General features: G+C 69.7%; 24 protein-coding genes and 1 pseudogene. 23 read left to right on the top strand and 2 right to left on the bottom strand.

Annotation, left to right across the window (positions count from 1 at the left end):
- The first annotated feature begins 127 nt into the window (after window positions 1–127).
- Window positions 128–1,696: a glycosyltransferase gene (locus AB0F44_RS26685; RefSeq protein WP_357359881.1), complete on the top strand. Its 1,569-nt coding sequence runs from the start codon at window positions 128–130 to the stop codon at window positions 1,694–1,696.
- 121 nt (window positions 1,697–1,817) lie between these two features.
- Here the strand turns inward: AB0F44_RS26685 and AB0F44_RS26680 are convergent, their stop codons facing one another.
- Window positions 1,818–2,864, bottom strand: a complete 1,047-nt coding sequence (locus AB0F44_RS26680) for a class I SAM-dependent methyltransferase (protein ID WP_357359879.1) — start codon at window positions 2,862–2,864, stop codon at window positions 1,818–1,820.
- A gap of 196 nt (window positions 2,865–3,060) precedes the next feature.
- Here AB0F44_RS26680 and AB0F44_RS26675 point away from each other — a divergent pair, with 196 nt between their 5' ends.
- The 14 genes and pseudogenes from AB0F44_RS26675 (at window position 3,061) to AB0F44_RS26610 (ending at window position 17,248) form a co-directional block, all read left to right on the top strand.
- Complete coding sequence (locus tag AB0F44_RS26675; protein WP_141803747.1) at window positions 3,061–3,399, top strand: P-II family nitrogen regulator; 339 nt, start codon at window positions 3,061–3,063, stop codon at window positions 3,397–3,399.
- A gap of 50 nt (window positions 3,400–3,449) precedes the next feature.
- Window positions 3,450–3,788 carry a P-II family nitrogen regulator gene (locus tag AB0F44_RS26670; RefSeq protein ID WP_008363338.1) on the top strand — a complete coding sequence of 113 codons (339 nt, stop codon included), beginning with the start codon at window positions 3,450–3,452 and terminating at the stop codon, window positions 3,786–3,788.
- 20 nt (window positions 3,789–3,808) lie between these two features.
- A complete protein-coding gene (locus AB0F44_RS26665) occupies window positions 3,809–6,022 on the top strand; it encodes a [protein-PII] uridylyltransferase (protein WP_357359877.1) in 2,214 nt (737 codons plus the stop codon).
- 109 nt (window positions 6,023–6,131) lie between these two features.
- Window positions 6,132–7,694, top strand: a complete 1,563-nt coding sequence (gene ffh, locus AB0F44_RS26660; RefSeq protein WP_357359875.1) for a signal recognition particle protein — start codon at window positions 6,132–6,134, stop codon at window positions 7,692–7,694.
- Between the two features lie 13 nt (window positions 7,695–7,707).
- Window positions 7,708–8,070 (top strand): hypothetical protein, encoded by a 363-nt coding sequence (locus tag AB0F44_RS26655; RefSeq protein WP_350661757.1) that lies wholly within the window; start codon window positions 7,708–7,710, stop codon window positions 8,068–8,070.
- Between the two features lie 238 nt (window positions 8,071–8,308).
- Window positions 8,309–10,201, top strand: a complete 1,893-nt coding sequence (locus AB0F44_RS26650) for a glycoside hydrolase family 3 protein (RefSeq protein WP_357359872.1) — start codon at window positions 8,309–8,311, stop codon at window positions 10,199–10,201.
- 78 nt (window positions 10,202–10,279) lie between these two features.
- Complete coding sequence (locus AB0F44_RS26645) at window positions 10,280–11,980, top strand: FHA domain-containing protein (protein ID WP_357359870.1); 1,701 nt, start codon at window positions 10,280–10,282, stop codon at window positions 11,978–11,980.
- Window positions 11,981–11,994: 14 nt separating this feature from the next.
- The gene (locus AB0F44_RS26640; RefSeq protein ID WP_357359868.1) at window positions 11,995–13,068 is read left to right on the top strand and encodes an amidohydrolase family protein; all 1,074 of its coding nucleotides are present in this window, start codon (window positions 11,995–11,997) and stop codon (window positions 13,066–13,068) included.
- 164 nt (window positions 13,069–13,232) lie between these two features.
- Window positions 13,233–13,715 (top strand): 30S ribosomal protein S16, encoded by a 483-nt coding sequence (gene rpsP, locus AB0F44_RS26635; protein WP_357359866.1) that lies wholly within the window; start codon window positions 13,233–13,235, stop codon window positions 13,713–13,715.
- A 5-nt stretch (window positions 13,716–13,720) separates the two neighbouring features.
- Window positions 13,721–13,963, top strand: a complete 243-nt coding sequence (locus tag AB0F44_RS26630; protein WP_008363327.1) for an RNA-binding protein — start codon at window positions 13,721–13,723, stop codon at window positions 13,961–13,963.
- Between the two features lie 177 nt (window positions 13,964–14,140).
- Window positions 14,141–14,701, top strand: a complete 561-nt coding sequence (gene rimM, locus AB0F44_RS26625; RefSeq protein ID WP_357359864.1) for a ribosome maturation factor RimM — start codon at window positions 14,141–14,143, stop codon at window positions 14,699–14,701.
- A pseudogene (gene trmD, locus AB0F44_RS26620) lies at window positions 14,698–15,366 on the top strand (tRNA (guanosine(37)-N1)-methyltransferase TrmD); the annotation flags it as partial. The gene rimM and the pseudogene trmD, both read left to right, overlap by 4 nt.
- A gap of 102 nt (window positions 15,367–15,468) precedes the next feature.
- A complete protein-coding gene (locus tag AB0F44_RS26615; protein WP_357359921.1) occupies window positions 15,469–15,855 on the top strand; it encodes a GNAT family N-acetyltransferase in 387 nt (128 codons plus the stop codon).
- A 133-nt stretch (window positions 15,856–15,988) separates the two neighbouring features.
- Window positions 15,989–17,248: an ammonium transporter gene (locus tag AB0F44_RS26610; protein WP_357359862.1), complete on the top strand. Its 1,260-nt coding sequence runs from the start codon at window positions 15,989–15,991 to the stop codon at window positions 17,246–17,248.
- A gap of 59 nt (window positions 17,249–17,307) precedes the next feature.
- On the opposite strand, the gene AB0F44_RS26605 is transcribed toward AB0F44_RS26610, so the two are convergent.
- Window positions 17,308–18,519 (bottom strand): Fic family protein, encoded by a 1,212-nt coding sequence (locus tag AB0F44_RS26605; RefSeq protein ID WP_357359860.1) that lies wholly within the window; start codon window positions 18,517–18,519, stop codon window positions 17,308–17,310.
- A 256-nt stretch (window positions 18,520–18,775) separates the two neighbouring features.
- On the opposite strand from AB0F44_RS26605, the gene rplS reads away from it, so the two are divergent.
- The 8 genes from rplS to AB0F44_RS26565 all read left to right on the top strand — a co-directional run.
- Window positions 18,776–19,126, top strand: coding sequence for a 50S ribosomal protein L19 (gene rplS / locus AB0F44_RS26600; protein ID WP_350661736.1), 351 nt, complete (start codon window positions 18,776–18,778; stop codon window positions 19,124–19,126).
- Between the two features lie 63 nt (window positions 19,127–19,189).
- On the top strand, window positions 19,190–20,092 hold the full coding sequence (gene lepB / locus AB0F44_RS26595; RefSeq protein WP_357359858.1) for a signal peptidase I: 903 nt from the start codon (window positions 19,190–19,192) through the stop codon (window positions 20,090–20,092).
- On the top strand, window positions 20,089–20,781 hold the full coding sequence (locus AB0F44_RS26590) for a ribonuclease HII (protein WP_357359856.1): 693 nt from the start codon (window positions 20,089–20,091) through the stop codon (window positions 20,779–20,781). The genes lepB and AB0F44_RS26590 overlap by 4 nt, the downstream gene beginning before the upstream one ends.
- 3 nt (window positions 20,782–20,784) lie before the next feature.
- Entirely contained in the window at window positions 20,785–21,093 is a 309-nt protein-coding gene (locus AB0F44_RS26585; protein WP_045550889.1) for a DUF2469 domain-containing protein, read from the top strand.
- A 139-nt stretch (window positions 21,094–21,232) separates the two neighbouring features.
- The gene (locus AB0F44_RS26580) at window positions 21,233–21,598 is read left to right on the top strand and encodes a YraN family protein (protein ID WP_350661730.1); all 366 of its coding nucleotides are present in this window, start codon (window positions 21,233–21,235) and stop codon (window positions 21,596–21,598) included.
- Window positions 21,598–23,181, top strand: a complete 1,584-nt coding sequence (locus AB0F44_RS26575; RefSeq protein WP_357359854.1) for a YifB family Mg chelatase-like AAA ATPase — start codon at window positions 21,598–21,600, stop codon at window positions 23,179–23,181. Before AB0F44_RS26580 ends, AB0F44_RS26575 begins: the two co-directional genes overlap by 1 nt.
- Window positions 23,178–24,350 carry a DNA-processing protein DprA gene (gene dprA / locus AB0F44_RS26570; protein WP_357359852.1) on the top strand — a complete coding sequence of 391 codons (1,173 nt, stop codon included), beginning with the start codon at window positions 23,178–23,180 and terminating at the stop codon, window positions 24,348–24,350. The genes AB0F44_RS26575 and dprA overlap by 4 nt, the downstream gene beginning before the upstream one ends.
- Before the next feature lie 191 nt (window positions 24,351–24,541).
- On the top strand, window positions 24,542–25,036 hold a 495-nt coding region (locus AB0F44_RS26565; protein ID WP_357359850.1), incomplete at its 3' end, for a site-specific integrase.

Raw genomic sequence — 25,036 nt, 5'->3', positions numbered from 1 at the left:
GGCTGCCGTCTCCCTCCAGACACTCGGTGAACCCTCCGAGAAGTTGAGGTGTCGACCATCCCCCAAACGGTCGCGCGCCCCGTGTCGGGTTCCGCGAACCTTCGTGGAGGGTCATAGGCTGAAGACCATGCCATCGCCCCGGGTATCGCTGATCACCGCCGTCTACAACCCGCCCGCCGATGCCTTCGAGGACACGATCGCGTCGGTTCTCGGCCAGACCCACGAGGACTGGGAGTGGGTCCTCAGCGACGACCGCTCGCCGGCCCCCTGGGTGCTGCCGCGGCTGCGCGAGCTGGCCGCGAAGGAGCCGCGAGTACGCATCGTGGAGCGTGCCGAGAACGGCGGCATCGTGGCCGCCTCGAACTCGTCGCTGGCCGAGGCGACCGGCGAGCTGATCGCGCTGCTCGACCACGACGACGTACTCGAGCCGAACGCGCTGGAGAAGATGGTCCGCGCCTACGACCGGTTCGAGGACCTCGACTACGCCTACAGCGACCAGGACCTGATGTCCGACGCCGGCGAGCTCCGCGACGCCTACTACAAGCCCGACTGGTCCCCGGAGCGGCTGCGCCACCACAACTACTGCACCCACTTCTCGGTGTTCCGCCGCTCGGTCGTGGAGGAGGTCGGCGGCTTCCAGGAGGGCTTCGACGGCTCCCAGGACCATGACCTCGTCCTGCGGGTCAGCGAGCGCGCGCGGCGCATCGTCCACGTTCCCGGCGCGCTCTACCACTGGCGCCAGGTGCCGGGCTCCGCCGCCGCTGACAACCAGGCCAAGCCGTACGCCTGGGACGCCGGCGTACGCGCCGTCCAGGCCCACCTCGACCGGCTCGGGATCCGTGCCACGGCCTCGCACGGAGTCTCGCCCGGGCTCTACCGGGTCGAGCGAGAGCCCGACCTGGACACCCCGGTCAGCGTGATCATCCCGACCATCGGCACCAGCGCGATCGTGTGGGGCGAGAAGCGCGCGATGGTCGTCGAGACCGTACGCTCCGTGGTCGCCTCCACCAAGCACCGCAACGTCGAGTTCGTGATCGTCTATGACACCCCAACCCCGGCCCCGGTGCTGGCGGCGCTGCGGGCGATCGAGGGGGCCGACATCAAGCTCGTCGAGTTCACCGAGAAGTTCAGCTTCAGCGCCAAGTGCAACGTCGGCGCCGCGCATGCGACCGGTGACGTCCTGGTCTTCCTCAACGACGACATGGAGGCCTACTCCGAGGGCGTCATCGAGAACCTGATCGCGCCGCTGCGCGAGCCGGACGTCGGCATGACCGGCCCGAAGCTCCTCTTCGAGGACTACCGCATCCAGCACGCCGGCCTGGTCTACGGCAGCGGCACCATCACCCACGCCTACTACCGCGCGCGCCCCGAGGAGCGGGGCAACCACGGCGAGCTGCACATCAACCGGGAGACCTCCGCGCTGACCGGTGCCTGCGTCGCGATGCGGCGCGAGGTCTTCTTCGACGCCGGTGGCTTCAGCGAGCGGCTGCCGGTCAACTACAACGACGTCGACCTGTGCCTCAAGGTGCGCCGCTCACTGGGTCTGCGCCTGGTCTGGCTCCACGACGTCACCCTCTTCCACTTCGAGTCGATCAGCCGCGACAACGCGGTCCACGACTGGGAGAAGGACTTCATCAACAACCGCTGGGGCAACTACGAGCATGTACGCGAGGCGTACTCCAACGGAGTCCGCTGACCCGGCTCTGATCGCCGAGTCGGCGCAAACTGACCGAAAAATCCGCCGAGTCGGCGCGTTGTAACGAGCCGACTCGGAGGAGATCTTGGTCAGGATGAGCCGACTCGGCGATCCGCCGGGGTCAGCTCTGGGCCGCGCGGCGGAGGCGGCGGACGACTCGTCGGCCGAAGTTCCGCACCGGGTGGCGGGTGGCGTACGTCAGGTCGGCCTCGAGGGCGCCGACCTTGCCGCGCAGCCGCTCGATGCGCTCGCGGCGGCGCCGGTTGACCTCGCGGGCCTCGCGCAGCTGCTTGGACAGGGTGCCGACCCGCGCCTGGGCGGAGTTGGCGGAGGCCTGGATGCCGAGGATGTGGTCGCGGGTGGCCAGCCGGGAGCGGGTGACCTCCTCGAACTTCTGGGTGTGTACGTCGCGGAGCCGGACCTCGTCGGCCGGGGCGGCCTGGACGAGCTCGGGCGCGGCCGGCGCCGACTCGCCGTCGGCAAGCGGTCGGGCGGACAGCTGGAACTGGTAGACCAGCGCGTCGGGCTGCTGGCGTACCCATTCCACGGCCACCTCGGGAAGCAGGCCGGGGTCGACCGAGACCTCGACGTTGAGCGGGTCGGCGGTGGTGCCGCGCAGGTCCTCGATCGCGTAGCCAGCCTCGGTGAAGAGCTGCAGCAGCCCCTCGCGTGAGTAGAACTTGATGTGGGTGCGGTCCAAGAGTCCGGTGTCGGTGGTCTGCCAGCGGCCCTGGAGCAGGGCGAGGCGGACCGAGCCGTGGGTGACGTTGGGGATCGAGATGACCACCCGGCCGCCGGGGGCGAGCAGGTCACGGGCCTGCTCGAGCGCCGCCCGCGGGTCGACGAGGTGCTCGAGGACGTCAGCGAAGATCACCACGTCGAAGGAGCCGGGCTCGACGATCTCGGTCAGCGGAGTCGCGTCGAGGTCGGCGACGACCACGCGCTCCAGGACCTTCTCGGCCAGGCTCGCCGCCTCGGGGTCGATCTCGATGCCGGTGACGGTGCAGCCGCGCTCGGTGAGGATCCGGCCGATCTCACCGGTCCAGCAGCCGACATCGAGGACCCGCTTCCCGCCGCCCGCCGCGGCGGCGGACTCAGCCAGGTCGAGGACCTGCACATGGCTGGTGTTGCGGTGATCGAGGTCGATCTCGACGGCGTAGTGCGACATGCGACGAGGGTAGCGACCTTTGGTGGCGCCGCGCGGCTTCGGCACGGGTGATTTGCGGGCTGTTTCGATGCTTCGGCGACGTACAGGGAAATGGTCTGTTACACAGTGGAAACAGACGCTTCGGGGTGTCGAAACGTCCCCGGGTGAAGGTGGCGGCGAAGATGACAGGATCAAGGACCTCTGGAGGCGCCCTCTCGTGAAGCTCGTGACCGCAGTGATCAAGCCCCATAAGTGGGAGGACGTGCGCGAGGCCCTCGAGGCCTTCGGCGTGACCGGCATGACCGTCTCCGAGGTCTCCGGCTACGGCCGGCAGAAGGGTCACACCGAGGTCTACCGCGGTGCGGAGTACGACATCGCCCTGGTGCCGAAGATCCGCATCGAGATCGTCGTGGAGGACGAGGATGCCGCGGACGTCGTCGGCATCGTCGTGAAGACCGCACAGACCGGACGGATCGGCGACGGCAAGGTCTGGCTCAGCCCGATCGAGTCCGTTGTCCGCGTACGGACCGGTGCACGTGATGCCGAGGCCCTCTGACTAGGCTTCAGTCCGAGTGCCGGTCCATCGAATCCCACCGGAGGAGAGAAATGAAGCTCGTCACCGCAGTGATCAAACCCCACAAGTGGGAAGACGTCCGCGTCGCCCTCGAAGCTGTCGGTGTCACCGGCATGACCGTCTCCGAGGTCTCCGGCTACGGCCGGCAGAAGGGTCACACCGAGGTCTACCGCGGCGCTGAGTACGACGTCGCCCTGGTGCCGAAGATCCGCATCGAGATCGCCGTGCCCGACGAGGAGGTCGAGTCCGTGGTCAGCGCCATCGAGACCTCGGCGAAGACCGAGCGCATCGGCGACGGCAAGGTCTGGGTCTCCCCGTTGGAGACCATCGTGCGCGTCCGCACCGGCGACCGCGACGACGCCGCGATCTGAATCCATGAAGGAGGCTGAGCGTGACCGCTGAGGGCCGGGCGGAGCGCACAGCCGAGGCAGACGAGCAGTGCGCCAAGGCGTACGCCGCGGCGGGCGGCCCCGAGGTCGGGGTCGCCCTCGTCGCGGTCGGGGGATACGGGCGCGGGGAGCTCGCGCCCTTCTCCGACTGGGATGTGGTCCTGGTGCACGACGACGCCGTCGCGCCGGGTTCGGTGGCCGAGCAGGTCTGGTATCCGCTCTGGGACACCGCGCCCAAGCTCGACCACTCGGTGCGGTCCTTCTCCGAGATGCTCTCCTCCTCGACCGGCGACCTCCGGGTCGCCCTGGGGCTGCTCGACATCCGGCACCTGGCCGGCGACCGCGGGCTCGTGCTGCGGCTGCGTACGACGATGCTGGCGCACTGGCGCAAGCACGCCCGGGCCCTGCTGCCCGAGCTGAGGACGATGAGCGTGGAGCGACACCGGCGCGCCGGTGAGCTCGCCCACGCCTCGGTGCCGGACCTGAAGGAGATGTACGGCGGGCTGCGGGACGCGGTGGTGATCAAGGCGATCGTGGCGACCTGGCTGGTCGACGTGCCCGCGGTCGACCTGGAGAAGTCCCGCCGCGCCCTGCTCGACGTACGTGATCTCGTGCAGGAGATCGGCGGTCGGGCCACCGACCGGGTCGTGCCGGAGATGTGGGACGAGCTCGCCGAACGGCTCGAGCTGGCCGACGCCCGCACCGCACAGGCCCACGTACGCACCATCGGCCGCCGCCTCACCCACCTGTCCCGCCTGGCGTGGCGACGGGTGGACGGGGTCCTGGAACGCTCGCGACCCGGAGCGCCGCGCCGCCCGAAGCTCGCGCCGCTCGGCAACGGTCTGGCGCTGGCCTCGGGTGAGGTCGTGCTCGGGCCGGGAGCGCGCCCGTCGCGGGATCCGCTGATGCTGCTGCGCGCCTCGGCGCTGGCTGCCGAGCACGGGGTCGCGCTGGCGCCGCCGACCGCCGCGCGACTGGCCCGGGACACCCCGGCGCTGGCCGAGCCGTGGCCGGAGGAGGCGCGGCACCTCTTCGTACGGCTGCTCGGGGCCGGGCGTGGGCTGCTCGCGGTCTGGGAGACGCTGGAGGAGACCGGCGCGGTCTCCCGGATCCTGCCCGAGTGGGAGCGCATCCGGCTCCTCCCGCACGCCTCGATCATCCACCGCTTCACCGTCGACCGGCACACCATCGAGACCTGCATCGAGGCGGTCGCGCTGCTGCCGCGGGTGGCCCGACCGGATGTGCTGCTCGTGGCGGCGATGCTCCACGACATCGGCAAGGGGTCGCTGACCGAGCACAGCGTCGCGGGGGAGCCGATCGCCCGACGGATCGCCACCCGGATGGGCTTCCCGGAGGAGGAGGTCGACCTGATCTCGCTGCTGGTGCGCTGGCACCTGCTGCTCTCCACGACCGCGACCACCCGTGACCCCGACGACCCGGCGACCGTCGACCTCGTGGTGGACACGATGGGCGACGCCGAGGCGCTCGCCCTGCTCACCGCGCTCACCGAGGCCGACGCGCGGGCGACCAACACCCAGGCCTGGACCAGCTGGCGGTCGCGGCTCATCCTCGACCTCGCCCACCGGGCCGCGCGCGTCCTCGACACCGGCATTGCCGCGGGAGAGCGGCCGCAGGCCGCGGTGGAGATCCCCGAGAGCGTACGTTCCGGCTCGACCTCCTTCCGCGCCGAGCCGCTCGCCGACGGCGCCCGGGTGTGGGTGATCGCGCCCGACCGGCTCGGCCTGCTCGCCGACCTGGCCGCCACCTTCGCGGTCGCGCGGCTGCCGGTCCGGGCATGTCGTGCCTGGCAGCAGGGAGGTTTCGGGGTCAGCGTGTGGGACCTCGACGACTCCTATGTCGACGCCGCGGTGCTGCGTACCCGTTTCTCCGCCATCACCGAGGGCCGCCTCGACCCGGCGACCCGGCTGGCGCCGAGCGCGGCCGCGCGCAGGAACGAGCCCTCGGTCGTCGTACGCCCCGAGGCATCCAGCAAGGCCACGGTCCTCGAGGTGCGCACCATCGACCGACCGGGGGTCGTCTACACCGTCGCCGTCGCGCTGGCGCGGATGGAGATCGCCGTCCGCTCCGCCCACATCTCCACCCTCGGCCCGCAGGCCGTCGACGTCTTCTACCTCCAGGAGGCCTCGGCCGGAGCCCTCGCCGAGCATCGGGCGGCCGAGGCGGCCCATGCGGTCCGCGCGGCGCTCGAGAGCTGACCGAGGTAGCTCGGTGAGCGTCGTACCCCCGATGGCGCCTGCCGAATAGCACCCCACACACAACAGTTCGTTAGTCTTGGCAGGACAACCACTCTGCTGAAGGACCGCTTTGTTCGCCACGCTCTCCGACCGGCTCGCCACGACGTTCAAGAACATTCGGGGCAAGGGCCGCCTCACCGATGCCGACATCGACGCCACCGCACGCGAGATCCGCATCGCGCTGCTCGAGGCCGACGTCGCGCTGCCGGTGGTGCGCGAGTTCGTCGGCCGGGTCAAGGAGCGGGCGCGCGGCGAGGAGGTCAGCCAGGCGCTGAACCCCGCTCAGCAGATCGTCAAGATCGTCAACGACGAGCTGGTCACGATCCTGGGTGGCGAGACCCGCCGGCTCCGCTACGCCAAGACCGGCCCGACCGTCATCATGCTCGCGGGTCTGCAGGGTGCCGGTAAGACCACTCTGGCCGCGAAGCTCGCGCTGTGGCTGAAGGAGCAGGGCAAGGCGCCGCTCCTGGTGGCCGCCGACCTGCAGCGCCCCAACGCGGTCAACCAGCTCCAGGTCAACGGTGAGCGCGTCGGCGTCCCCGTCTACGCGCCCCAGCCTGGCAACGGTGTCGGAAACCCCGTCGACGTCGCTCGTGACGCCGTCGAGGAGGCCAAGCGCAAGCTCCACGACGTGGTCATCGTCGACACCGCCGGCCGCCTCGGCATCGACGAGGAGCTGATGAAGCAGGCCGCCGACATCAAGGCGGCGGTCAACCCCGACGAGGTCCTCTTCGTCGTCGACGCGATGATCGGTCAGGACGCGGTCAACACCGCGCAGGCCTTCCTCGACGGCGTCGGCTACGACGGCGTGGTCCTCACCAAGCTCGATGGTGACGCCCGCGGTGGTGCGGCGCTCTCCATCGTCCAGATCACCGGCAAGCCGGTCATGTTCGCCTCCAACGGCGAGAAGATGACCGACTTCGACCTGTTCCACCCCGACCGGATGGCCGGCCGCATCCTCGACATGGGCGACATGCTCACCCTGATCGAGCAGGCCGAGAAGACCTTCGACCAGGGGCAGGCCGAGAAGGACGCGGCCAAGATCGCGACCGGCGAGTTCACGCTCGAGGACTTCCTCAAGCAGATGCAGCAGCTGCGCAAGCTCGGCTCGATGTCGAAGCTGATGGGCATGCTGCCGGGCATGGGCCAGTTCCGCGAGCAGCTCGACAACTTCGACGAGCGCGAGATCGACCGGATCCAGGCGATCATCCAGTCGATGACCCCGGCCGAGCGCGCCAACCCGAAGATCCTCGACGGCTCCCGCCGCGCCCGCATCGCGAAGGGCTCGGGCCGCCAGGTCTCCGACGTCAACCAGCTCATCCAGCGCTTCACCGAGGCGTCGAAGATGATGAAGCAGCTCGCCTCCGGTGGCGGCATGCCCGGGATGCCCGGCGCGCCCGGTGCCAGCTTCGGCAAGCGCGCCGGCGCCAAGCAGGTGGCCCAGAAGAAGAAGGGCAAGGGCGCGCGCAAGTCCGGCAACCCGGCCAAGGCCGCCCAGCAGGCGAAGGCGGACTCCGAGAAGAAGCCGGCCGCAGCCAACCCGTTCGGTATGCCGGGTGGCGAGGAGATCGACTACGAGAAGGCCGCGGCAGAGCTCAACCTGCCCACGGACTTCTCCAAGTTCCTCAAGTAAGAGGCCCCTCCAGGTGAGCACGGTGCTCGTCGTCGACGGCGCCAACGTCGTCGGCGCCCGCCCGGACGGCTGGTGGAAGGACCGTGCCGGCGCGGCGCGCCGGCTGCACGAGGCGCTGCTCGTCGCCGATCTCCCGCAGGACCGGATCGTCCTGGTCCTGGAGGGACAGGCCAAGGGCGGCGTACGTCCCGGCAAGGACGCCCACGTGCACACGGTCCACGCACCCAAGGACGGCGACGCCGCGATCGTCGGTGTCGTCCGCGAGGCGCTGGAGAAGGGCGACAGGGTGACACTGGTGACCGCCGACCGGCTGCTCCAGGCCCGTTGTGGCGGCGCCACGGCCCTGGGACCGTCCTGGTTGCTTGACCAGATCTGAGGAAATCACGGGGTTACGCACGCGTAGCCATTGACCGTGATTGTGATCGCCGTCACGCTGGGAGCGCTCTCACGAGCCGCGGCACCCCAACGCCGAGGTGCCGACAGATCACTCTCAGGAGGCCTGTCCCGTGCGATCACACAGACAGCGCGGCGCGATCGGCGGAGCCTCGGCTCTCGCCGGCCTGCTCTGCGCCACGCTCCTCGTAGCCCCAGCGTCCACCGCAGCGTCACCCACCGTGTCCACGACCGATGCACTCACGCGGTCGGACCACGCACTGCCCTACAAGAACCCACGCCTCGCCACCAAGACCCGCGTCGCCGATCTGCTGGCCCGGATGACGCTGGCCGAGAAGGTCGGCCAGATGGCCCAGGCCGAGCGCGCGGACGTCGCCGGAAACCCCGGCCAGATCGCCGAGCTCGGGCTCGGCAGCGTACTGTCCGGCGGCGGCTCGACCCCCGCCGAGAACACCCCGGAGGCCTGGGCCGACACGGTCGACGCCTTCCAGGAGCAGGCGCTCTCGACCCGGCTGGGGATCCCGCTCCTCTACGGCGTCGACTCGGTCCACGGTCACGGCAACCTCAACGGCGCGACCGTGTTCCCGCACAACATCGGTCTCGGCGCTACCCGCGACCCGAAGCTCGCCGAGCGGATCGGGCACATCACCGCGGAGGAGACCCGCGCTTCCGGGCCGCAGTGGACCTTCGCCCCGTGCATCTGCGTCGCCCGCGACGACCGGTGGGGGAGGACGTACGAATCCTTCGGGGAGAGCCCGAAGCTCGCCGCGCAGATGGCGCAGATGATCGAGGGTTTCCAGGGCGACAAGGGTGAGCTCGACGATCCCGACCGCGTCCTGGCCACCGCGAAGCACTTCGCCGGCGACGGTTTCACGACCTTTGGCACCGGCGAGGGCGACTACACCATCGACCAGGGCATCACCCAGGCCTCGCGTTCCGAGTTCGAGAAGCTGGCGCTCTCGCCGTACGTCACCGCCATCAAGAAGCACGACGTCGGCTCGGTGATGCCGTCCTTCTCCAGTGTCGACTGGACCGAGGACGGTCTCGGCAACCCGCTCAAGATGCACGCCCACGAGGAGCTCGTCACGGGCTGGCTGAAGGAGAAGCAGGGCTTCGACGGCCTGGTGATCTCCGACTGGCGGGCGATCCACCAGATCCCGGGGACGTACGCCGAGCAGGTGGCCATCTCGGTCAACGCCGGCGTCGACATGTTCATGGAGCCGTTCTCCGGTGACACCGTCGGCTACCCGCAGTTCATCGACACGCTGACCACGGCGGTCGAGAGCGGCGACGTCCCGATGGCCCGCATCGACGACGCGGTCTCCCGGATCCTCACCGCGAAGTTCGATCTCGGCCTCTTCGAGAAGCCGTTCACCGACCGGCGCAACATCGACGAGATCGGCAGCGCCGCCCACCGTCGCGTCGCGCGCGAGGCGGTGGCGAAGTCGCAGGTCCTGCTCCGGAACAGGCACACGCTGCCGCTCTCCGGTGGCGACGACGTCTATGTCGCGGGCAGCAAGGCCGACAGCATCGGTGACCAGGCCGGTGGCTGGACGATCACCTGGCAGGGCAACTCGACCCACCAGATCCCCGGCGACACGATCCTCGACGGAATCGAGTCCGCGGCCCGAGGCGAGGTGACCCACTCGCCCGACGCCTCCGCGCCGGTCCCGGCCGGGGCACACGGTGTGGTGGTCGTCGGCGAGCACCCGTACGCCGAGGGCTTCGGTGACATCGGCGGCCCGCGCTGGGGCTACGACCCGGGCGAGAACGGCGTGCAGCGGCCGGCGCTGACGATGCACTTCAGCGAGGCCGACACTGCGGCGATCGAGACGGTCTGCGCGGCTGCGGCGACCTGCACGGTGCTCGTCGTCTCCGGGCGTCCGATGATCATCCCGCCCGCACTTCTCGGGCAGATCGACGCTCTGGTGGCCTCCTGGCTGCCCGGCAGCGAGGGCAAGGGTGTCGCCGACGTGCTCTTCGGCAAGCGCCCGTTCACCGGAAAGCTCCCGGTGACCTGGCCCCGCACGGTCGACCAGGAGCCAATCAACATCGGCGATTCCGACTATGACCCGCTGTTTGCGTACGGACACGGCCTGAAGACCCACCGATAGAGAAATGGCCCGGTCCGAGTTCGACGAATCTTCGATTCGCGACGCTTGGATCGGGCCGTTTCGGTGCATGATTCGTGCATGCAGACGCTTCGCGTAGACGTATCGGGACGTGCGCTCAGCTTCCCGCCCGACAAGATCGTCCGAATAGGGCGTTCGATTGATGCCGACGTGGTGCTCTCGTCCTCCTCGGTCTCCCGCGCTCATGCGGAGCTGCGCCCGGACCCGTCCGGGTGGAAGCTGGTCGACGTCGGCTCCGCCGGAGGGACGTACGTCTCCGGCAGCCGCGTCACCGAGGTGCCGTTGACCGGGGCGACAGAGATCCAGCTCGGACCGGTGGGGCCGGGCTCGACGATCACGGTCACCCTCGACGACGCACCGGTGGCGGCGGGTGCCCCGCGCGCGCAGGCGCCGGCGCCGCCGCCTCCGCCGGCGATGCCGGGCGCCACCGCGGCCCCGCCCTCGGGAGTGCCGGCAGCGGCCCCGGCGGCGTTCAGCCATCAGCCGCCCGCGCCCCCGGCGCCCGCGGGGCCCGACGACATCTCCGAGATGACGATCGCTCCCGGGATGGCACGCCCGTCAGCTCCCGGGCAGCCGCCGACCCAGCCGACCGGACCCGACCTGCTGCTGGTCGCCGAGGGCAAGGAGCACCGCTTCCGCCACCCGGTCACGGTGACCATCGGCCGCGCGGCCGACAACTCGGTCGTACTCGAGGACCAGGGCGTCTCGCGCCAGCACGCCCGGCTGGTGGCCACGCCAGGCGGCTGGACCTTCGAGAACGGCTCCCAGACCGGGTCTTTCCTCAAGGGGAAGCCGCTGGTCAGGCACGAGATCGACGAGGAGACCGAGATCCGCCTCGGTCACCCGGTCGCTGGCGAGATCCTCAAGGTCATCCCGATCTACGCGGCCGAGGTCGAGGTCGCCCGCGCCGCCGCCAAGCGCCGCAACAAGCTGCTGCTGTGGGGCGGGATCGGCGCCGCGGCCGCGGTCGTGGTCATCGGGCTGGTGGTTGCGATGTTCGTCGTGCCCGGCGGCGAGTCGGCCGCCCAGGACACCGGCCTGACCAAGGACGAGCTCAACAGCGCCCAGCGGGCCGCCGTCTGGATCACCTACGCGCCGACCGAGGACACCATCGCGATGGGATCCGGGTCGATCGTCACCGAGGACGGCAAGATCCTCACCAACGCCCACGTCGCCGACCCGGCGAAGATCCCGGAGTACGCCGCCAAGGGCGAGGTCTCGCCCGAGGTCGTCAACATCCACCTGACCGACCCGGCCGAGGGCTACAAGGTCGGCGAGCCCGACTACGTCGCCAAGGTCATCGAGTCCGACGGCGAGGTCGACAGCGCGGTCGTGCAGATCATCGCCGACGCCGAGGGCAACCCGGTGAACCCGTCCTCGCTGGACCTGCCGACGATCTCGCTCGGCGACTCCAACGCGGTCGACCGCGGCGACTTCATCGCCACGATCGGCTTCCCGATGCTCCCGAAGGAGAGCTTCGCGGACAAGGAGGGCGTGCTCTTCCAGCCGCCGACCGTCGCCGAGGGCAACGTGGCGACGATCCTCTCCTTCGAGGGGGAGGAGCGGGCCGTCTTCGACGTCACCGCCCGGATCTCCAGCGGCAACTCCGGTGGCGCCGCGGTCAACGACGACGGCGAGCTCGTCGGCGTACCGACCTCCATCGGCTGGGACGAGAGCAACGTCGTCACCGGCCAGGTCATCCCGCTCGCCCAGCACTTCCCGATCCTCGAGGCTGCTGGCGTGAAGGTGCCGGGCAACTAGGTAACCTGCGTCACATGACTGCTCTGCGCTTCTCCGGCCCGGTCCTTCCCGATGGAGAGGTGCGGGACCTCTACGTCCTCGACGGCCGCATCACCTACGAGCGGCCGTCGGGGGCGGAGACCGGCGCGTCGGGCTGGATCGTGCCCGGTCTCGTCGACGCCCACTGCCACATCGGGCTCGGGCCCGACGGCGCCGTCGACCAGGAGACCGCCGAGGCCCAGGCGATCGCCGACCGCGACGCCGGCGCGCTGCTCCTCCGCGACGCTGGCTCGGCCGCCGACACCCGCTGGGTGCAGTCCCGCGAGGACCTTCCTCGGCTGATCCGCGCCGGCCGCCACATCGGACGTACGAAGCGCTACATGCGCAACTACGCCGACGAGGTCGAGCCCGACGGCCTGGCCGAGGCCGTCGAGCGGCAGGCCCGCTCCGGTGACGGCTGGGTCAAGCTCGTCGGCGACTGGATCGACCGTGCCGAGGGGGACCTGAAGCCGTCCTTCCCTGCCGAGTCGTTCGCCGAGGCGATCAAGGTCGCCCACGACAACGACGCGCGGGTCACAGCCCACTGCTTCGGCCACGAGGTCCTGCCCGGCCTGATCGAGGCCGGGATCGACTGCATCGAGCACGGCACGGGCCTGACCCCCGACCTCGTCGAGGCGATGGCCGAGCAGGGCACCGCCCTGGTACCCACCGTCGCCCAGCTGGAGATCTTCCCCGACCTCGCCGCGGCCGCGGCACCCAAGTTCCCGACGTACGCCGCCACCATGGAGGACCTCTACGCCCGGCGTCGCGAGACGATCATGAGCGCGTACGAGGCGGGCGTCGCCCTCTACGCGGGCTCCGACGGCGCGGGGGACCAGCTGCACGGCGTACTTCCCACGGAGGTCGTCGCCATGCACCGGCTCGGTCTTCCGGCCGACGTCGTCCTCGGCGCCGCCTCCTGGCGCGCCCGGGAGTGGCTCGGCCACAACCCCGGCCTCGCCGAGGGCGACCCCGCCGACTTCGTCGTCTACGACACCAACCCCCTCGACGATCTCACCGTCCTCGCCCGGCCGACCGCCGTCGTACTCCGGGGGAAGGTCTACGCCTGAGATTTCGCCGCTTCCGGGCACCTCTGGCAAACTGAGTTGTGTGTCCTGTGCGCAGGGACCCTCTCACCCAGCGCAACAGTGCCCGCCGAAGTTGCCTGACGGGTGTCCCCACACCGACACGGGCCTCTTCACCCATATTCGATTCCAAAGGAATACCACCAACAGTGGCTGTCAAGATCCGCTTGAAGCGCCTGGGCAAGATCCGGGTTCCGCAGTACCGCATCGTCATCGTCGACTCGCGCAAGAAGCGCGATGGCGCTGTCATCGAGGAGATCGGTCTCTACCGTCCCAAGGAGGAGCCGAGCTTCATCCAGGTCGACTCCGAGCGCGCCCAGTACTGGCTCGGCGTCGGCGCCCAGCCGACCCCGGCTCTCGAGGCGATCCTCAAGGTGACCGGCGACTGGCAGAAGTTCAAGGGCCTCCCGGGCACCGAGGGCACCCTCCGCGTCGCCCCGCCGAAGCCCGACAAGCTCGAGCTCTTCAACAAGGCCCTCGCCGAGGCTCACGCCTCCGCCGGTGCCGAGGCCGTGACGAAGAAGTCCGCCAAGAAGGCCGAGGAGCCCAAGGCTGAGGAGCCCAAGGCCGAGGAGGCTCCGGCCGAGGAGCCCAAGGCCGAGGAGACCCCGGCCGCCGAGGCCGAGGCCTGAGCAGCATGCTCGCCGAAGCTCTCGAGCACCTCGTCCGAGGAGTCGTCGACAACCCGGACGAGGTGAGCGTGCGCGACAAGCAGCTTCGTCGCGGCTCCGTCCTCGAGGTCCGGGTCCACCCCGACGACCTCGGCAAGGTGATCGGCCGCGGCGGCCGCACCGCCACCGCGTTCCGTACGGTCATCTCTGCGCTGGCCGGCAAGGGCGGCGCACGGATCGACTTCGTCGATGTCGACGGCGGTCGCTGAGCACCGGCTGCATCAACGCACAACGGGCGTCACTCCTTCGGGGGTGGCGCCCGTTGGTTTACCCGGTTAACCGGGTAAACCTGCACTTCTCTGGCAATGCAACGCCTGAGAAGTGCAGGAATCACCGGTTAACCGGTGATTCCTGCACCGCGCCCCGCAGCCCCTAATGTCACTCCTGTGGAGTTGATCGAGGTGCTGGTCGGACGGATCGGCAAGCCGCATGGCATCCGGGGGTTCGTGACCGTCGAGGTGCGCACCGACGAGCCCGACCGTCGGTTCGCCGAGGGCACGGTGCTGCGGGCGCAGCCGCCGAAGGGATCGGCGTACGCCGCCAAGCAGCTGACCGTGGAGGGCGCCCGTTGGCACGGGCAGGTGCTCCAGGTCGCCTTCGAGGAGATCACCGACCGCAACGAGGCCGAGGCCGCTCGCGGCACGCTGCTCTTCGCCGACGTCCCGGCCGAGGAGACTCCCGAGGACCCCGACGAGTACTACGACCATCAGCTCGTCGGCCTGACCGCCTTCGACGAGGAGGGCCGCGAGCTGGGCACGGTGAAGGCGCTGGTCCACGGCGGAGCGCAGGACCTACTGACGATCCGTACTCCTGACCGCCGCGATGCGCTGGTGCCGTTCGTGAAGGCGCTGGTGCCGGTCGTCGACCTCGCCGAGAGGAAGGTCGTCATCGCCGACCGCCCCGGCCTGGTCACGCCCTTCGCCGAGGACGAGGACGACGCCCGGTGAGGCTCGACTACCTCACCATCTTCCCCGACTATCTCGCGCCGCTCCGGCTGAGCCTGCCGGGCAAGGCGATCGAGTCGGGGCTGCTGGAGATGCACGTCCACGACGTACGTGCCTGGACCCGTGACCGCCACCGCACCGTCGACGACACGCCTTATGGCGGTGGCGCCGGGATGGTGATGAAGCCCGAGCCGTTCGGTGAGGCCTTCGACGAGCTGGCGATCGACGGCGCGACCGTGATCGTGACGACGCCGAGCGGTGAGCCGTTCACCCAGGCCCTGGCTCGCGACCTGTCGACCCGGGAGAGGCTGGTCTTCCTGCTCGGCCGCTACGAGGGCATCGACCAGCGTGTGCTCGACCACGCCGCGACCCGCGCCGAGGTCCGCGAGATCTCCCTGGGCGACTACGTGCTCAACGGGGGAGAGGTCGCCGCGATGGCGATCACCGAGGCCGTCGTACGCCTGCTCCCCGGGTTCATGGGCAACGCCGAGTCGCTCGTGGAGGAGTCCCACGAGGACGGCCTGCTGGAGTACCCGGTCTACACGAAGCCTTCCTCCTGGCGTGACCTCGAAGTCCCGAAGGTGCTGCTCAGTGGTGACCACAAGCGCATCGCCCAGTGGCGCCACGACCAGGCGGTGGCCCGGACCGCCGTACGCCGCCCCGACCTGCTCCACGCCTCCCAGGCCGCCACCGAGTGGGAGATCGTGCCCGCCGTACGCGCCGATGTCCCCGAGCTGCACACGCTGCAGCTCGCCTGCTGGGTGCAGGAGATGCACGACAACCCCGGCGTCGCGATCCCGCCGCTGCACGAGTCGCTGGAGGACACCGAGCGCGCGCTGGAGACGCAGGACGTCTACGTGGTCCGCTCCGCCGGGCGGCTGGTCGGCTCGGTCCGTGCCCGGCTCGAGGGCGACGTATGGGAGATCGGCCGGCTGATGACCGCCCCGGACATGCAGGGACGAGGTCTAGGGCGTCAGCTGCTGGATCACATCCAGGCCGTGGCCCCGGCGACCGCAACGACCTACTCGCTCTTCACTGGAGCGAAGAGCGAGCGGAACCAGAAGATCTACAAGAAGGCGGGTTTCCGGCTGCGCCGGGACCTCGACGCGCCGCCCGGAGCTGTGATCCTCACCAAACCCAGGCGAGCAAGTAGATAACAAGTCACATACATCAGTGGCCTGTTACGTGTCTGTAACATAAAGAGTTTGTTACCGAAACGAGGGCTCGACAGGATCCGGCGAAACGTGTGCTCGGCTCACGCGATCCGAACCCCGACCCTATGAGGTACGAATGACTACCGATCTTGCATGGCAGCTGCTGTGTACGGCACTCGTGCTCTTCATGACTCCTGGTCTTGCCTTCTTCTACGGCGGCCTCGTGAAGTCGAAGAGTGTCGTGTCGATGATGATGTTGAGCTTCGGCTCCCTTGGCCTGATCACCCTGCTGTGGGTGCTCTACGGCTTCAGCGGCATCGGAACCATCTCCGAGTCCGGCATCACGAACTTCTTCGGCAACCCGTTCCAGGACTTCGGCCTGACCAGCGCCTTCAGCGACCTGGTCACCGAGTTCGACGACGGTACGCCGGTCGAGGAGTCGACCAACTTCTTCGGCGGCCTCGCCTTCGGTGGCTCGTTCGCCATCATCACCGTGGCGCTGATCTCGGGTTCGATCGCCGACCGGGCGAAATTCTGGCCGTGGCTGCTCTTCGCGGGCATCTGGGCGACCGTCGTCTACTTCCCGGGCCAGGCCTGGGTGTGGGCCCTCAACGCCGACGGCGACTACATCGGCTGGATCGGCAAGTGGGGCGCGCTCGACTGGGCCGGTGGCACGATCGTCCACCAGGCCGCCGGTGCGGCCGCGCTCGCGCTGGCGCTCGTCCTCGGTCAGCGCAAGGTCGGCTTCTCCAAGGAGGAGACGGCTGCTCACAACGTACCGCTGGTCCTGATCGGCACCGCGATCCTCTGGTTCGGCTGGTTCGGCTTCAACACCGGCGTCCCGGGCACCACCCAGGGCCAGACCACGCTGATCTTCCTGAACACCCTGATCGCCCCGGCCGCAGGTCTCCTCGGCTGGATCATCGTGGAGAAGTTCAAGGACGGTAAGTCCACCGCTGTCGGCGCCGCCTCCGGTGTCGTCGCCGGTCTGGTCGCGATCACCCCGGCGTGTGCCCACATCGCGCCGATCTGGGCGATCCTCCTCGGCCTCCTCGTCGGCGTCGTGTGCTGCCTTGCCGTCGAGCTGAAGTGGAAGCTCGGCTTCGACGACACCCTCGACGTCGTCGGCATCCACCTGGTCGCCGGTTTCATCGGCTGCATCTACATCGGCTTCTTCGCCCAGGTCGGCGGCACCGGCCTCTTCTTCGGTGGCGGCTTCGACCAGCTGATCAAGCAGCTCGGCTCCTCGCTCGCCGTGATCGCCTTCGCGTTCATCGTCGCCTACGTGGTCGGCATGGCGATCGAGAAGACGATCGGTTTCCGCGCCAAGGAGGAGGACGAGGTCGCCGGTATCGACCTCGCCATCCACGAGCCCGGTTACCAAGAGGTCGGCTGACCTCTTCAGGGTTCTACGAGGCCCGTCCCGGTTCGCCGGGGCGGGCCTCGTGGCGTACCTCAGCGTGGACCGTACGGAAGCTGCCTGGCCTGGTGCTGGATGCGGGCGCTGAGGTCCTCGACCTCGGCAAGAACCGCCGGCGCGACCCACACGGGGGAGCGGCGGGTGCGCTTGGCGCGGGTGAGGACCCCGGCCTGCTCCAGGCCGTCGATCGTCTCGGTGGGGTCCTCGATCCCGAGGCTCTTGGTGACCAGCTCGGCGTTGAGGATGGGCTCCTCGGTGAGCAGGTCGAGAAGACGGTACGCAGCCGACCCGGGCCGTGGGTCGCCGGCCGCCTCGCCCCAGCCGCGCCGGATGCTCTCCAGCGTCTCGGCCGTCTTCCACGACTCGGTGGTCGCGATCGTCGTCGAGGCTGCGAGCATGGCGATGATCGTGGACGCGGTGCCGGCCCGGTAGTCGTTGAGGGCGGCGAAGTAGCGGTCGCGGTGGGCGACGAGCGCCGAGGCGATCGGGACGGCCAGATGGCGGGAGGCGCGGCGTCGCCGGAGCACGGCGTGGATGAGCGCCCGCCCGATCCGGCCGTTGCCGTCGATGAAGGGGTGGATCGACTCGAACTGGGCGTGCACGATCGCCGCCTGCGCGATGGGGGAGAGGTCGTCCCGGTTCGCGAAGGCGACCAGGTCCTCGATGTACTCGACGACCGTCTCTGGTGGCGGCGGCACGTGGAGGGTGTCGCGGGGCGCGTAGTCGGAGCCGCCGACCCAGTTCTGCACGACGCGGAACCGGCCGGCGTTGGCCGCCTCGTCGGGGTGGCGTACGAACAGGTCCCGGTGGGCGCGCAGGATCGCGTCGAAGGTGATCTTGCGGGTCGTGTCGGCCTCGCTGATCAGCCGCTGCATCGCCTGCGTCGCTGAGGCCATCGAGATCGCCGAGGAGTTGGCGCCGATGCCGAGCAGGGCTCGACCGTAGTCGGCCAGGCTCGCCTCGACGTGCTCGATCTTGGAGGAGTCGATCGCCTCGGTGCGCAGCTGCAGGTGGTTGAGCCCGTCCATCGTCCGGCCGTGGACCAGGTCGAGATGACGTAGCGCGCCCGCGCTGGCGGTCGTCATCGCCGCCACCGGCCGCTCCAGCGCCAGGTCGAGGTCGGCGATGTGGGGCGGCAGCGCCACGGTCACCTCGCGCAGCAGCCGGTCCACGCGCGGACCGCGCGGGATCCGCTGCTTGTAGGGGCGCGTCACGTAGGTGTGCGGTGGCCAGTCGGTGTCGGTCACGGGGGCATCCTCGCACGGGGCGCGGGTGCCGCGTACGTCTCGATTCCCGGCGGTCCACGGCGCTGTGGCAGACTTGTGGGCCGGTCCAGTCGGCCGAAGCACGCTCCGAAGATGACACCCGGAGGTGTCGCGACGGGCTCCTGCCACAGGGGGAACCGTACGCCGCCGGCCAGCGTGGCTGGACCACCGCCAAAGATCGCCCTGACCAGGGCATGGATGACCGCGATCGGCCTGTGGCGAGCGTGAGGAGAAAATGATGAGCAACGTACTCGCTGAGGTCGGCAACGTCGCCAAGCGCGACGACCTGCCGGAGTTCCGCGCCGGTGACACCGTCAAGGTGCACGTCAAGGTCGTCGAGGGCAACCGGTCCCGCGTCCAGGTCTTCCAGGGCGTCGTGATCCGCGTCCACGGTTCCGGCATCGGCCGCACCTTCACCGTCCGCAAGGTCTCCTTCGGCGTGGGTGTCGAGCGCACCTTCCCGCTGCACTCCCCGATCTTCGAGCAGATCGAGGTCGTCACCCGTGGTGACGTCCGTCGCGCGAAGCTCTACTACCTGCGCAACCTGCGCGGCAAGAAGGCGAAGATCAAGGAGCGCCGCGAAGCCTGAGAGGCCCCTGAACCGTAGCGAGTCGATGAGGCTCGTTGTGGAGGGAGTCTCTAGACTCACCGCGTGACTTCGAACGACCGCGATCCTTCCGTCGGCGTCGGGCCCCAGGCCCGCTGGGACGGGCCCGATATGGGGGGATCGCGGTCGTTCTCGTCTTCGCCTCAGGCCCCGCGCTGGGCCTCTGAGCGGCCGGGCCCGACCAACGGCCCACGCCGCGAGGAGGAGCACAAGCCACGCCTCTCGGCCTGGCAGGAGGGCATCGTCCTGGTCGTGCTGGCCGTGCTGGTCGCGATCGTCGTGAAGGCTCTCTTCGTGCAGGCCTTCTACATCCCCTCGGAGTCCATGGAGCCTGGGCTTCAGGGCGGCCCGTCGGTGGCGACCGACGACCGGGTGCTGGTGGAGAAGCCGTCCTACTGGCTCTCGGGCACGCCGCAGCGCGGCGATGTCGTGGTCTTCTCCGACCCGGGCTCCTGGCTCGGTGTCGACGAGTCGGCAGGCCCCAGCAACATTCTCGGCAAGACGCTCGCGGTCATCGGTCTCTACCCCGAGGGCGGACACCTGGTGAAGCGTGTCATCGGGGTCCCTGGCGACGTCATCGAGTGCTGCGACAAGCAGGGTCGGCTGATCGTCAACGGCGTCCCGATCGAGGAGCCGTACGCTCGGCCCTCCCAGACCAAGTGCGGCCGCCCCAACAAGGAGGGCGAGTGCTTCGGGCCGATGCCCGGCAACCGCCACTGGGAGGCCGGTCCGGTGCCCGAGGGGTCGCTGTTCGTGATGGGCGACAATCGGGCCAACTCGGCCGACTCGACCGTACACATGTGCACGGCCAACGAGACCGACTGCGCGCTGGTGCCCTGGGTGCCGGAGGACAACGTGGTCGGCAAGGTCGTCGCGCTGGGCTGGCCGCTGGACCGGGCGAAGTGGATCCACCGGCCCGAGAGCTTCGAGGACGTGCCGTCACAGTGAGCATTGCGCCAACCCTGCGAGTCGAGCGGTCCATGCTGCGCGACGGCGTCACGCATCTCGGTGCGGTTGACGAGGTGGGGCGCGGCGCGCTCTGCGGGCCGGTCTCGATCGGGATCGTGGTGATCACCGAGGCGACCCGCACAGCGCCCCAGGGCGTACGCGACTCCAAGCTGCTCACCCCTGAGGTTCGCGAGATGCTCGCGCCGAAGGTGCGCCGCTGGGCCGTCGACTCCGCTGTCGGACACGCGCTGGCCTCCGAGATCGACGAGGTCGGGATCATGGCCGCGATGCGGCTGGCCGGTCAGCGAGCGTTGAGTGCCCTGGACGTACGTCCCGACGCGCTGCTGCTCGACGGCAACCACAACTATCTGACTCCGCCGGTGCAGGAGGGGCTCTTCGGTGAGGTCTCCCAGATGGTGGAGGAGGTCGAGGTGCCGCCGGTGACGACGATGATCAAGGCCGACATGAAGTGTGCCGCCGTCGCCGCCGCCTCGATCCTGGCGAAGACCTCCCGCGACGCGCTGATGGTCGCGCTCCACGACGAGTATCCCGACTACGCGTGGGCAGACAACAAGGGCTATTCCGCGCCCGCCCACATCGCCGCGCTGGAGCGCCTGGGGCCGTCGGCATATCACCGCCGCTCGTGGAGTCTTCCCGGCTCCTCGCCTGTGTTGGCTCTAGAGTCTTAAAGCATGAGCGCGGAGGATCTCGAGAAGTACGAGACCGAGATGGAGCTGACCCTCTACCGCGAGTATCGCGACGTGGTCGGCATCTTCAAGTACGTCGTCGAGACCGACCGCCGCTTCTATCTGTGCAACCAGGTCGACGTGCGAGCGCGTACGGACTCGGGGGACGTCTACTTCGAGGTGTCGATGAACGACGTCTGGGTGTGGGACATGTATCGGCCGGCCCGATTCGCGAAGGCGGTCAAGGTGCTCACCTTCAAGGACGTCAACGTCGAGACGCTCAACCCGACCGACATCGACCAGCCGCTGGACTGACGGTCGGCTGATCTCGGGCCAGTTGCTGTCCACAGGGCGATCTCGATCCTGGGTTATCCCCAGGCGCCCCGGAACCAGCCCGGATTGTCGGTGCTTGCGATGAGTCTGGACCTCGAAGCCGAAGAACAGGAGGTCCATGATGAGTTCAACGGCGCCGGCGCGGATCGCGCTGGGAAACTACGGCGAATCAGTCGCCGAGAGGCATCTGGTCGAGGCGGGCATGACCGTGCTCGACCGCAACTGGCGATGTGCCGATGGGGAGATCGACCTGGTCCTGCGCGAGGGTGACACCCTCGTAGTCTGCGAGGTGAAGACCCGCAGCCATGACGGGTGCGGCACTCCGCACGAGGCGGTCGACAAGACCAAGCTCGACCGGCTGAAGCGGCTGGCGATCGCCTGGCTGCAGCAGCACGACGTGCGCGCTCCGGGGATCCGGATCGATCTGGTCGCGGTGATGCACGCACCCCGTGGCTCGGCGCTGGTCGAGCACGTCAGGGGCCTGTGATGGGATACGCGCGAGCTCATGGCGTCGCTCTTCGCGGCGCGGTCGGCCACCTGGTCGACGTGCAGGCCGATGTCTCGCCCGGCCTGGTGGGGGTGACGTTGGTCGGCCGTGCCGACAGCGTGCTGGCCGAGGGGCGCGACCGGGTCCGGATGGCGATCATCAACTCAGACCTCGAGTGGCCCGCGACCAAGAGGATCACGGTGCTGCTCTCGCCGGCCGACCTGCGGAAGGGCGGCTCGCACTACGACCTCGCGATGGCGTTGGCGATCCTCGCAGCCGGCGGCGAGCTCGAGACGATCGGGCTGGAACGCACGGTCTTCATCGGTGAGCTGGCGCTCGACGGTGGGCTGCGGCCGACCTCCGGCGTGCTCCCGATGGTGCTCGCCGCCTCCCACGCCGGGATCGCCCGGGTGGTGGTGCCGGAGCCACAGGTGGCCGAGGCGCGGATGGTGCCCGGGATGGAGATCCTGGGGTTCCGGTCGCTAGGCCAAGTGGTCGCCGAGCTGCGCGGCGAGCCGGTGCCCGACGCGCCGCCGGTCGCGACCGGCACCGGCGGCAGCCTGCTCGGCTGGCGGGGCGACCGCAGGCTCGACGACATGGACATGTCCGACCTGCGCGGTATGCCCGAGACCCGCTATGCGGTGGAGGTCGCGGCCGCCGGTGGACACCACCTGCTGCTCAAGGGGCCCAAGGGCTGCGGGAAGACCTCGATCGCCGAGCGGATCCCGACGATCCTGCCCGATCTCTCCCGTGAGGAGTCGCTGGAGGTGATGGCGGTGCAGTCGCTGGCCGGGGTGCTCGACGTCGACCGGGGGCTGCTGACCCGCCCGCCGTTCGCGGCCCCGCACCACGACGCCTCCAAGCCCGGCATCGTCGGCGGTGGCACCGGTCGGGTCCGCCCGGGCCAGGTCTCGCTGTCCCACGCCGGCGTGCTCTTCCTCGACGAGTTCCCGTTGTTCAAGAGCGACGTCATCGAGTGCCTGCGCGAGCCGCTGGAGAGCGGCGACATCACGGTGTCGCGCGGCGAGGAGTCCGTGACGCTCCCGGCGCGCGCCCTCGTCGTGCTCGCCGCCAACCCGTGTCCGTGCGGCAACTTCGACGCCTCGATCACCAAGGACGGCTGCATCTGCCGGTCCAACGAGCGCCAGTCCTATGAGCGCAAGGTCTCCGGACCGATCACCGACCGCATCGACATCATCCGCACGCTGCGGCCGATGTCCGAGCAGAACCATGATCCGTGGGGCTCGGAGACCAGTGCCGACATCCGCGAACGGGTCACGGCGGCCAGGCGCCGCCAACGCGAGCGCTACGCCGACTTCGGGTGGCGGCTCAACGGCCAGGCCAGCGGGATCGCGCTACGCGACAACTGGCCGCTGCCACCGTCGGCCGAGGCGCTCATCGACTCGCGCATCTTCTCCGGTGCCCTGACCCGTCGCGGCGCGGTGCGGGTGCATCGCCTCGCATGGACGGTCGCCGACCTCGCTGGGGTCGACTGGCCGGGCGTCACCGAGACCGAGACGGCGCTCGCGCTGCGCAACGGCGGCTCCCTCACGGTGTCGACCTTCGAAGGGAGGTCGGCATGACCGCGGCGCCCGTCGCACCGTCCTTCACCGACCTCGAGCGCGAGCGCCTGGCCCGGATCGCGCTGACCCAGCTGATCGAACCCGGCACGCCACTGCTCGACACCTGCATGGTCGGATCCACTGCGACCGAGGTCTACCGGCGCTTCGCCGAGGAGGATCCCGATCTCGGCGAAGACGGGCTCGAAGCGAGATTGCGGCTGGCGCAGATCCACCCCGACCGCGACCTGGAGCGGGCGACCAACGCCGGGTTCCGCTACGTCATCCCCGGCGACGAGGAGTGGCCCACTCAGGTCGAGCGGCTCGCCGGTCAGGAGCCTCTTCAATACCGCACCGGCACCCCTCTCGGCCTGTGGGTGCGGGGACCGCTCCTGCTCAGCGACCTCGACCGGTCGGTTGCCATCGTCGGCTCCCGAGATGCGACGGCCTACGGAGCCGACGCCGCGGCCCGGATCGCGGCGGACCTCGCGGTCAACGACTTCGTGACGGTCTCCGGGGCTGCGGTCGGCATCGACGCGGCCGCACATCGGGGCGCCCTCACCGGGCCGCCGGGGAGCACCGTCGCCGTGCTCGCGGGTGGTGTCGACGTCCCCTACCCGCTGCGCAACCGGCGCCTGCTCGATGCGATCGCCGAGAGCGGAGCGGTGATCTCGGAGATCGCGCCCGGGTTCCCGGTCACCCGGTATCGATTCCTCTCCCGCAACCGGATCATCGCCGCCCTCGCCCGGGGCACCGTGGTTGTCGAGGCGGCAGCGCGCAGCGGCTCCCTCAACACCTCCCACTGGGCCTACAGCATCAACACGCCCGTGATGGCGGTGCCGGGTCAGGTGGGCGCGATGACCTCGGTCGGCACCCACGAGCTCGTACGCAGCGGCAAAGGCGTCCTGGTCACCGACGGTCTCGACGTACGCGAGCTCGTCGGTGACATGGGGGAGGCCGTCCCCGAGGAGCCCCGAGGTCCCGTACGCCGCCGCGACTCGCTCACCTCCACCGAGAAACAGGTCCTCGACGCGGTCCCGGTGAGCAGCCCCTCGTCACAGCTCGCCATCGCGAGGTCGGCCTGCCTACACCCGAAGACGGCCGGCACCGCGCTGTCGCGACTCGAGGCGCTCGGTCTCGCCGAGCGGTTCCCCGAGGGGTGGCAGTTGGCCCCAGGCGCGGCTCGCACCTGATTAGGGCGTGTCTAGCAACTCGGATGCGCCGGCCGACCGCCGCCCATCACGCGCCCTGGCGGCGTTGTCGTCGGTCGACGGCCAACACCGGGCCGCCTCCCTCCTCCGCCTTGCCAGGCCACGCGCTGGACGACGCTCGACTCGACGCCGAGTTGCCAGACACGCCCTGGCCCAAGACCTATCCTGGGCCGGTGAGCGCTGATCCCGACGCAGACCCGAAAGGCGAGTCCGCAGAAGCGGAGATCCCCGAGGTCTACGCCGCGCTGCTCGGGGACTACGAGCGACACCTCAGCGCCGAGCGCGGCCTCTCCGACCACACGGTCCGGGCCTACTTGGGCGACATCCGCAGCCTGCTCGACCACGCCGGCCGCATGGGCCGCACCGAGCCGGAGACGATCGACCTGCGCACGCTGCGCAGCTGGCTGGCCAAGCAGCAGACGACCGGCCACTCACGTACGACCCTGGCCCGGAGGGCCACCGCGGCCCGGGTCTTCTGCGGATGGCTGGTCCGGACCGGCCGGGCGCAGGTCGACGCCGGCGCCGCGCTCGGCTCGCCCAAGGCCCACCGGACGCTTCCGCCCGTACTGCGCCCCGATGAGGTCGAGTCCCTCATCGCCGCCGCCATCACCGCAGCCGAGGACGGCACGCCGGTCGGGATGCGCGACATCGCCGTGCTGGAGATGCTC

It is taken from the genome of Nocardioides sp. NPDC023903 (assembly GCF_040639295.1).
Taxonomy (GTDB): domain Bacteria; phylum Actinomycetota; class Actinomycetes; order Propionibacteriales; family Nocardioidaceae; genus Nocardioides.
Note: the sequence above shows the minus strand (reverse complement) of the source record. Positions and strands in the feature narration are given on the sequence as shown.

Excerpts from the sequence above, each read along its gene's own strand:
- AB0F44_RS26610 (WP_357359862.1), top strand. The coding sequence starts at position 15,989 with ATGACTACCGATCTTGCATGGCAGCTGCTGTGTACGGCACTCGTGCTC.
- dprA (WP_357359852.1), top strand. The coding sequence starts at position 23,178 with ATGACCGCGGCGCCCGTCGCACCGTCCTTCACCGACCTCGAGCGCGAG.
- AB0F44_RS26670 (WP_008363338.1), top strand. The coding sequence starts at position 3,450 with ATGAAGCTCGTCACCGCAGTGATCAAACCCCACAAGTGGGAAGACGTC.
- AB0F44_RS26580 (WP_350661730.1), top strand. The coding sequence starts at position 21,233 with ATGAGTTCAACGGCGCCGGCGCGGATCGCGCTGGGAAACTACGGCGAA.
- AB0F44_RS26630 (WP_008363327.1), top strand. The coding sequence starts at position 13,721 with ATGCTCGCCGAAGCTCTCGAGCACCTCGTCCGAGGAGTCGTCGACAAC.
- rplS (WP_350661736.1), top strand. The coding sequence starts at position 18,776 with ATGAGCAACGTACTCGCTGAGGTCGGCAACGTCGCCAAGCGCGACGAC.
- AB0F44_RS26645 (WP_357359870.1), top strand. The coding sequence starts at position 10,280 with ATGCAGACGCTTCGCGTAGACGTATCGGGACGTGCGCTCAGCTTCCCG.
- AB0F44_RS26685 (WP_357359881.1), top strand. The coding sequence starts at position 128 with ATGCCATCGCCCCGGGTATCGCTGATCACCGCCGTCTACAACCCGCCC.
- AB0F44_RS26585 (WP_045550889.1), top strand. The coding sequence starts at position 20,785 with ATGAGCGCGGAGGATCTCGAGAAGTACGAGACCGAGATGGAGCTGACC.
- AB0F44_RS26680 (WP_357359879.1), bottom strand. The coding sequence starts at position 2,864 with ATGTCGCACTACGCCGTCGAGATCGACCTCGATCACCGCAACACCAGC.
- AB0F44_RS26615 (WP_357359921.1), top strand. The coding sequence starts at position 15,469 with ATGCACGACAACCCCGGCGTCGCGATCCCGCCGCTGCACGAGTCGCTG.
- AB0F44_RS26575 (WP_357359854.1), top strand. The coding sequence starts at position 21,598 with ATGGGATACGCGCGAGCTCATGGCGTCGCTCTTCGCGGCGCGGTCGGC.
- AB0F44_RS26640 (WP_357359868.1), top strand. The coding sequence starts at position 11,995 with ATGACTGCTCTGCGCTTCTCCGGCCCGGTCCTTCCCGATGGAGAGGTG.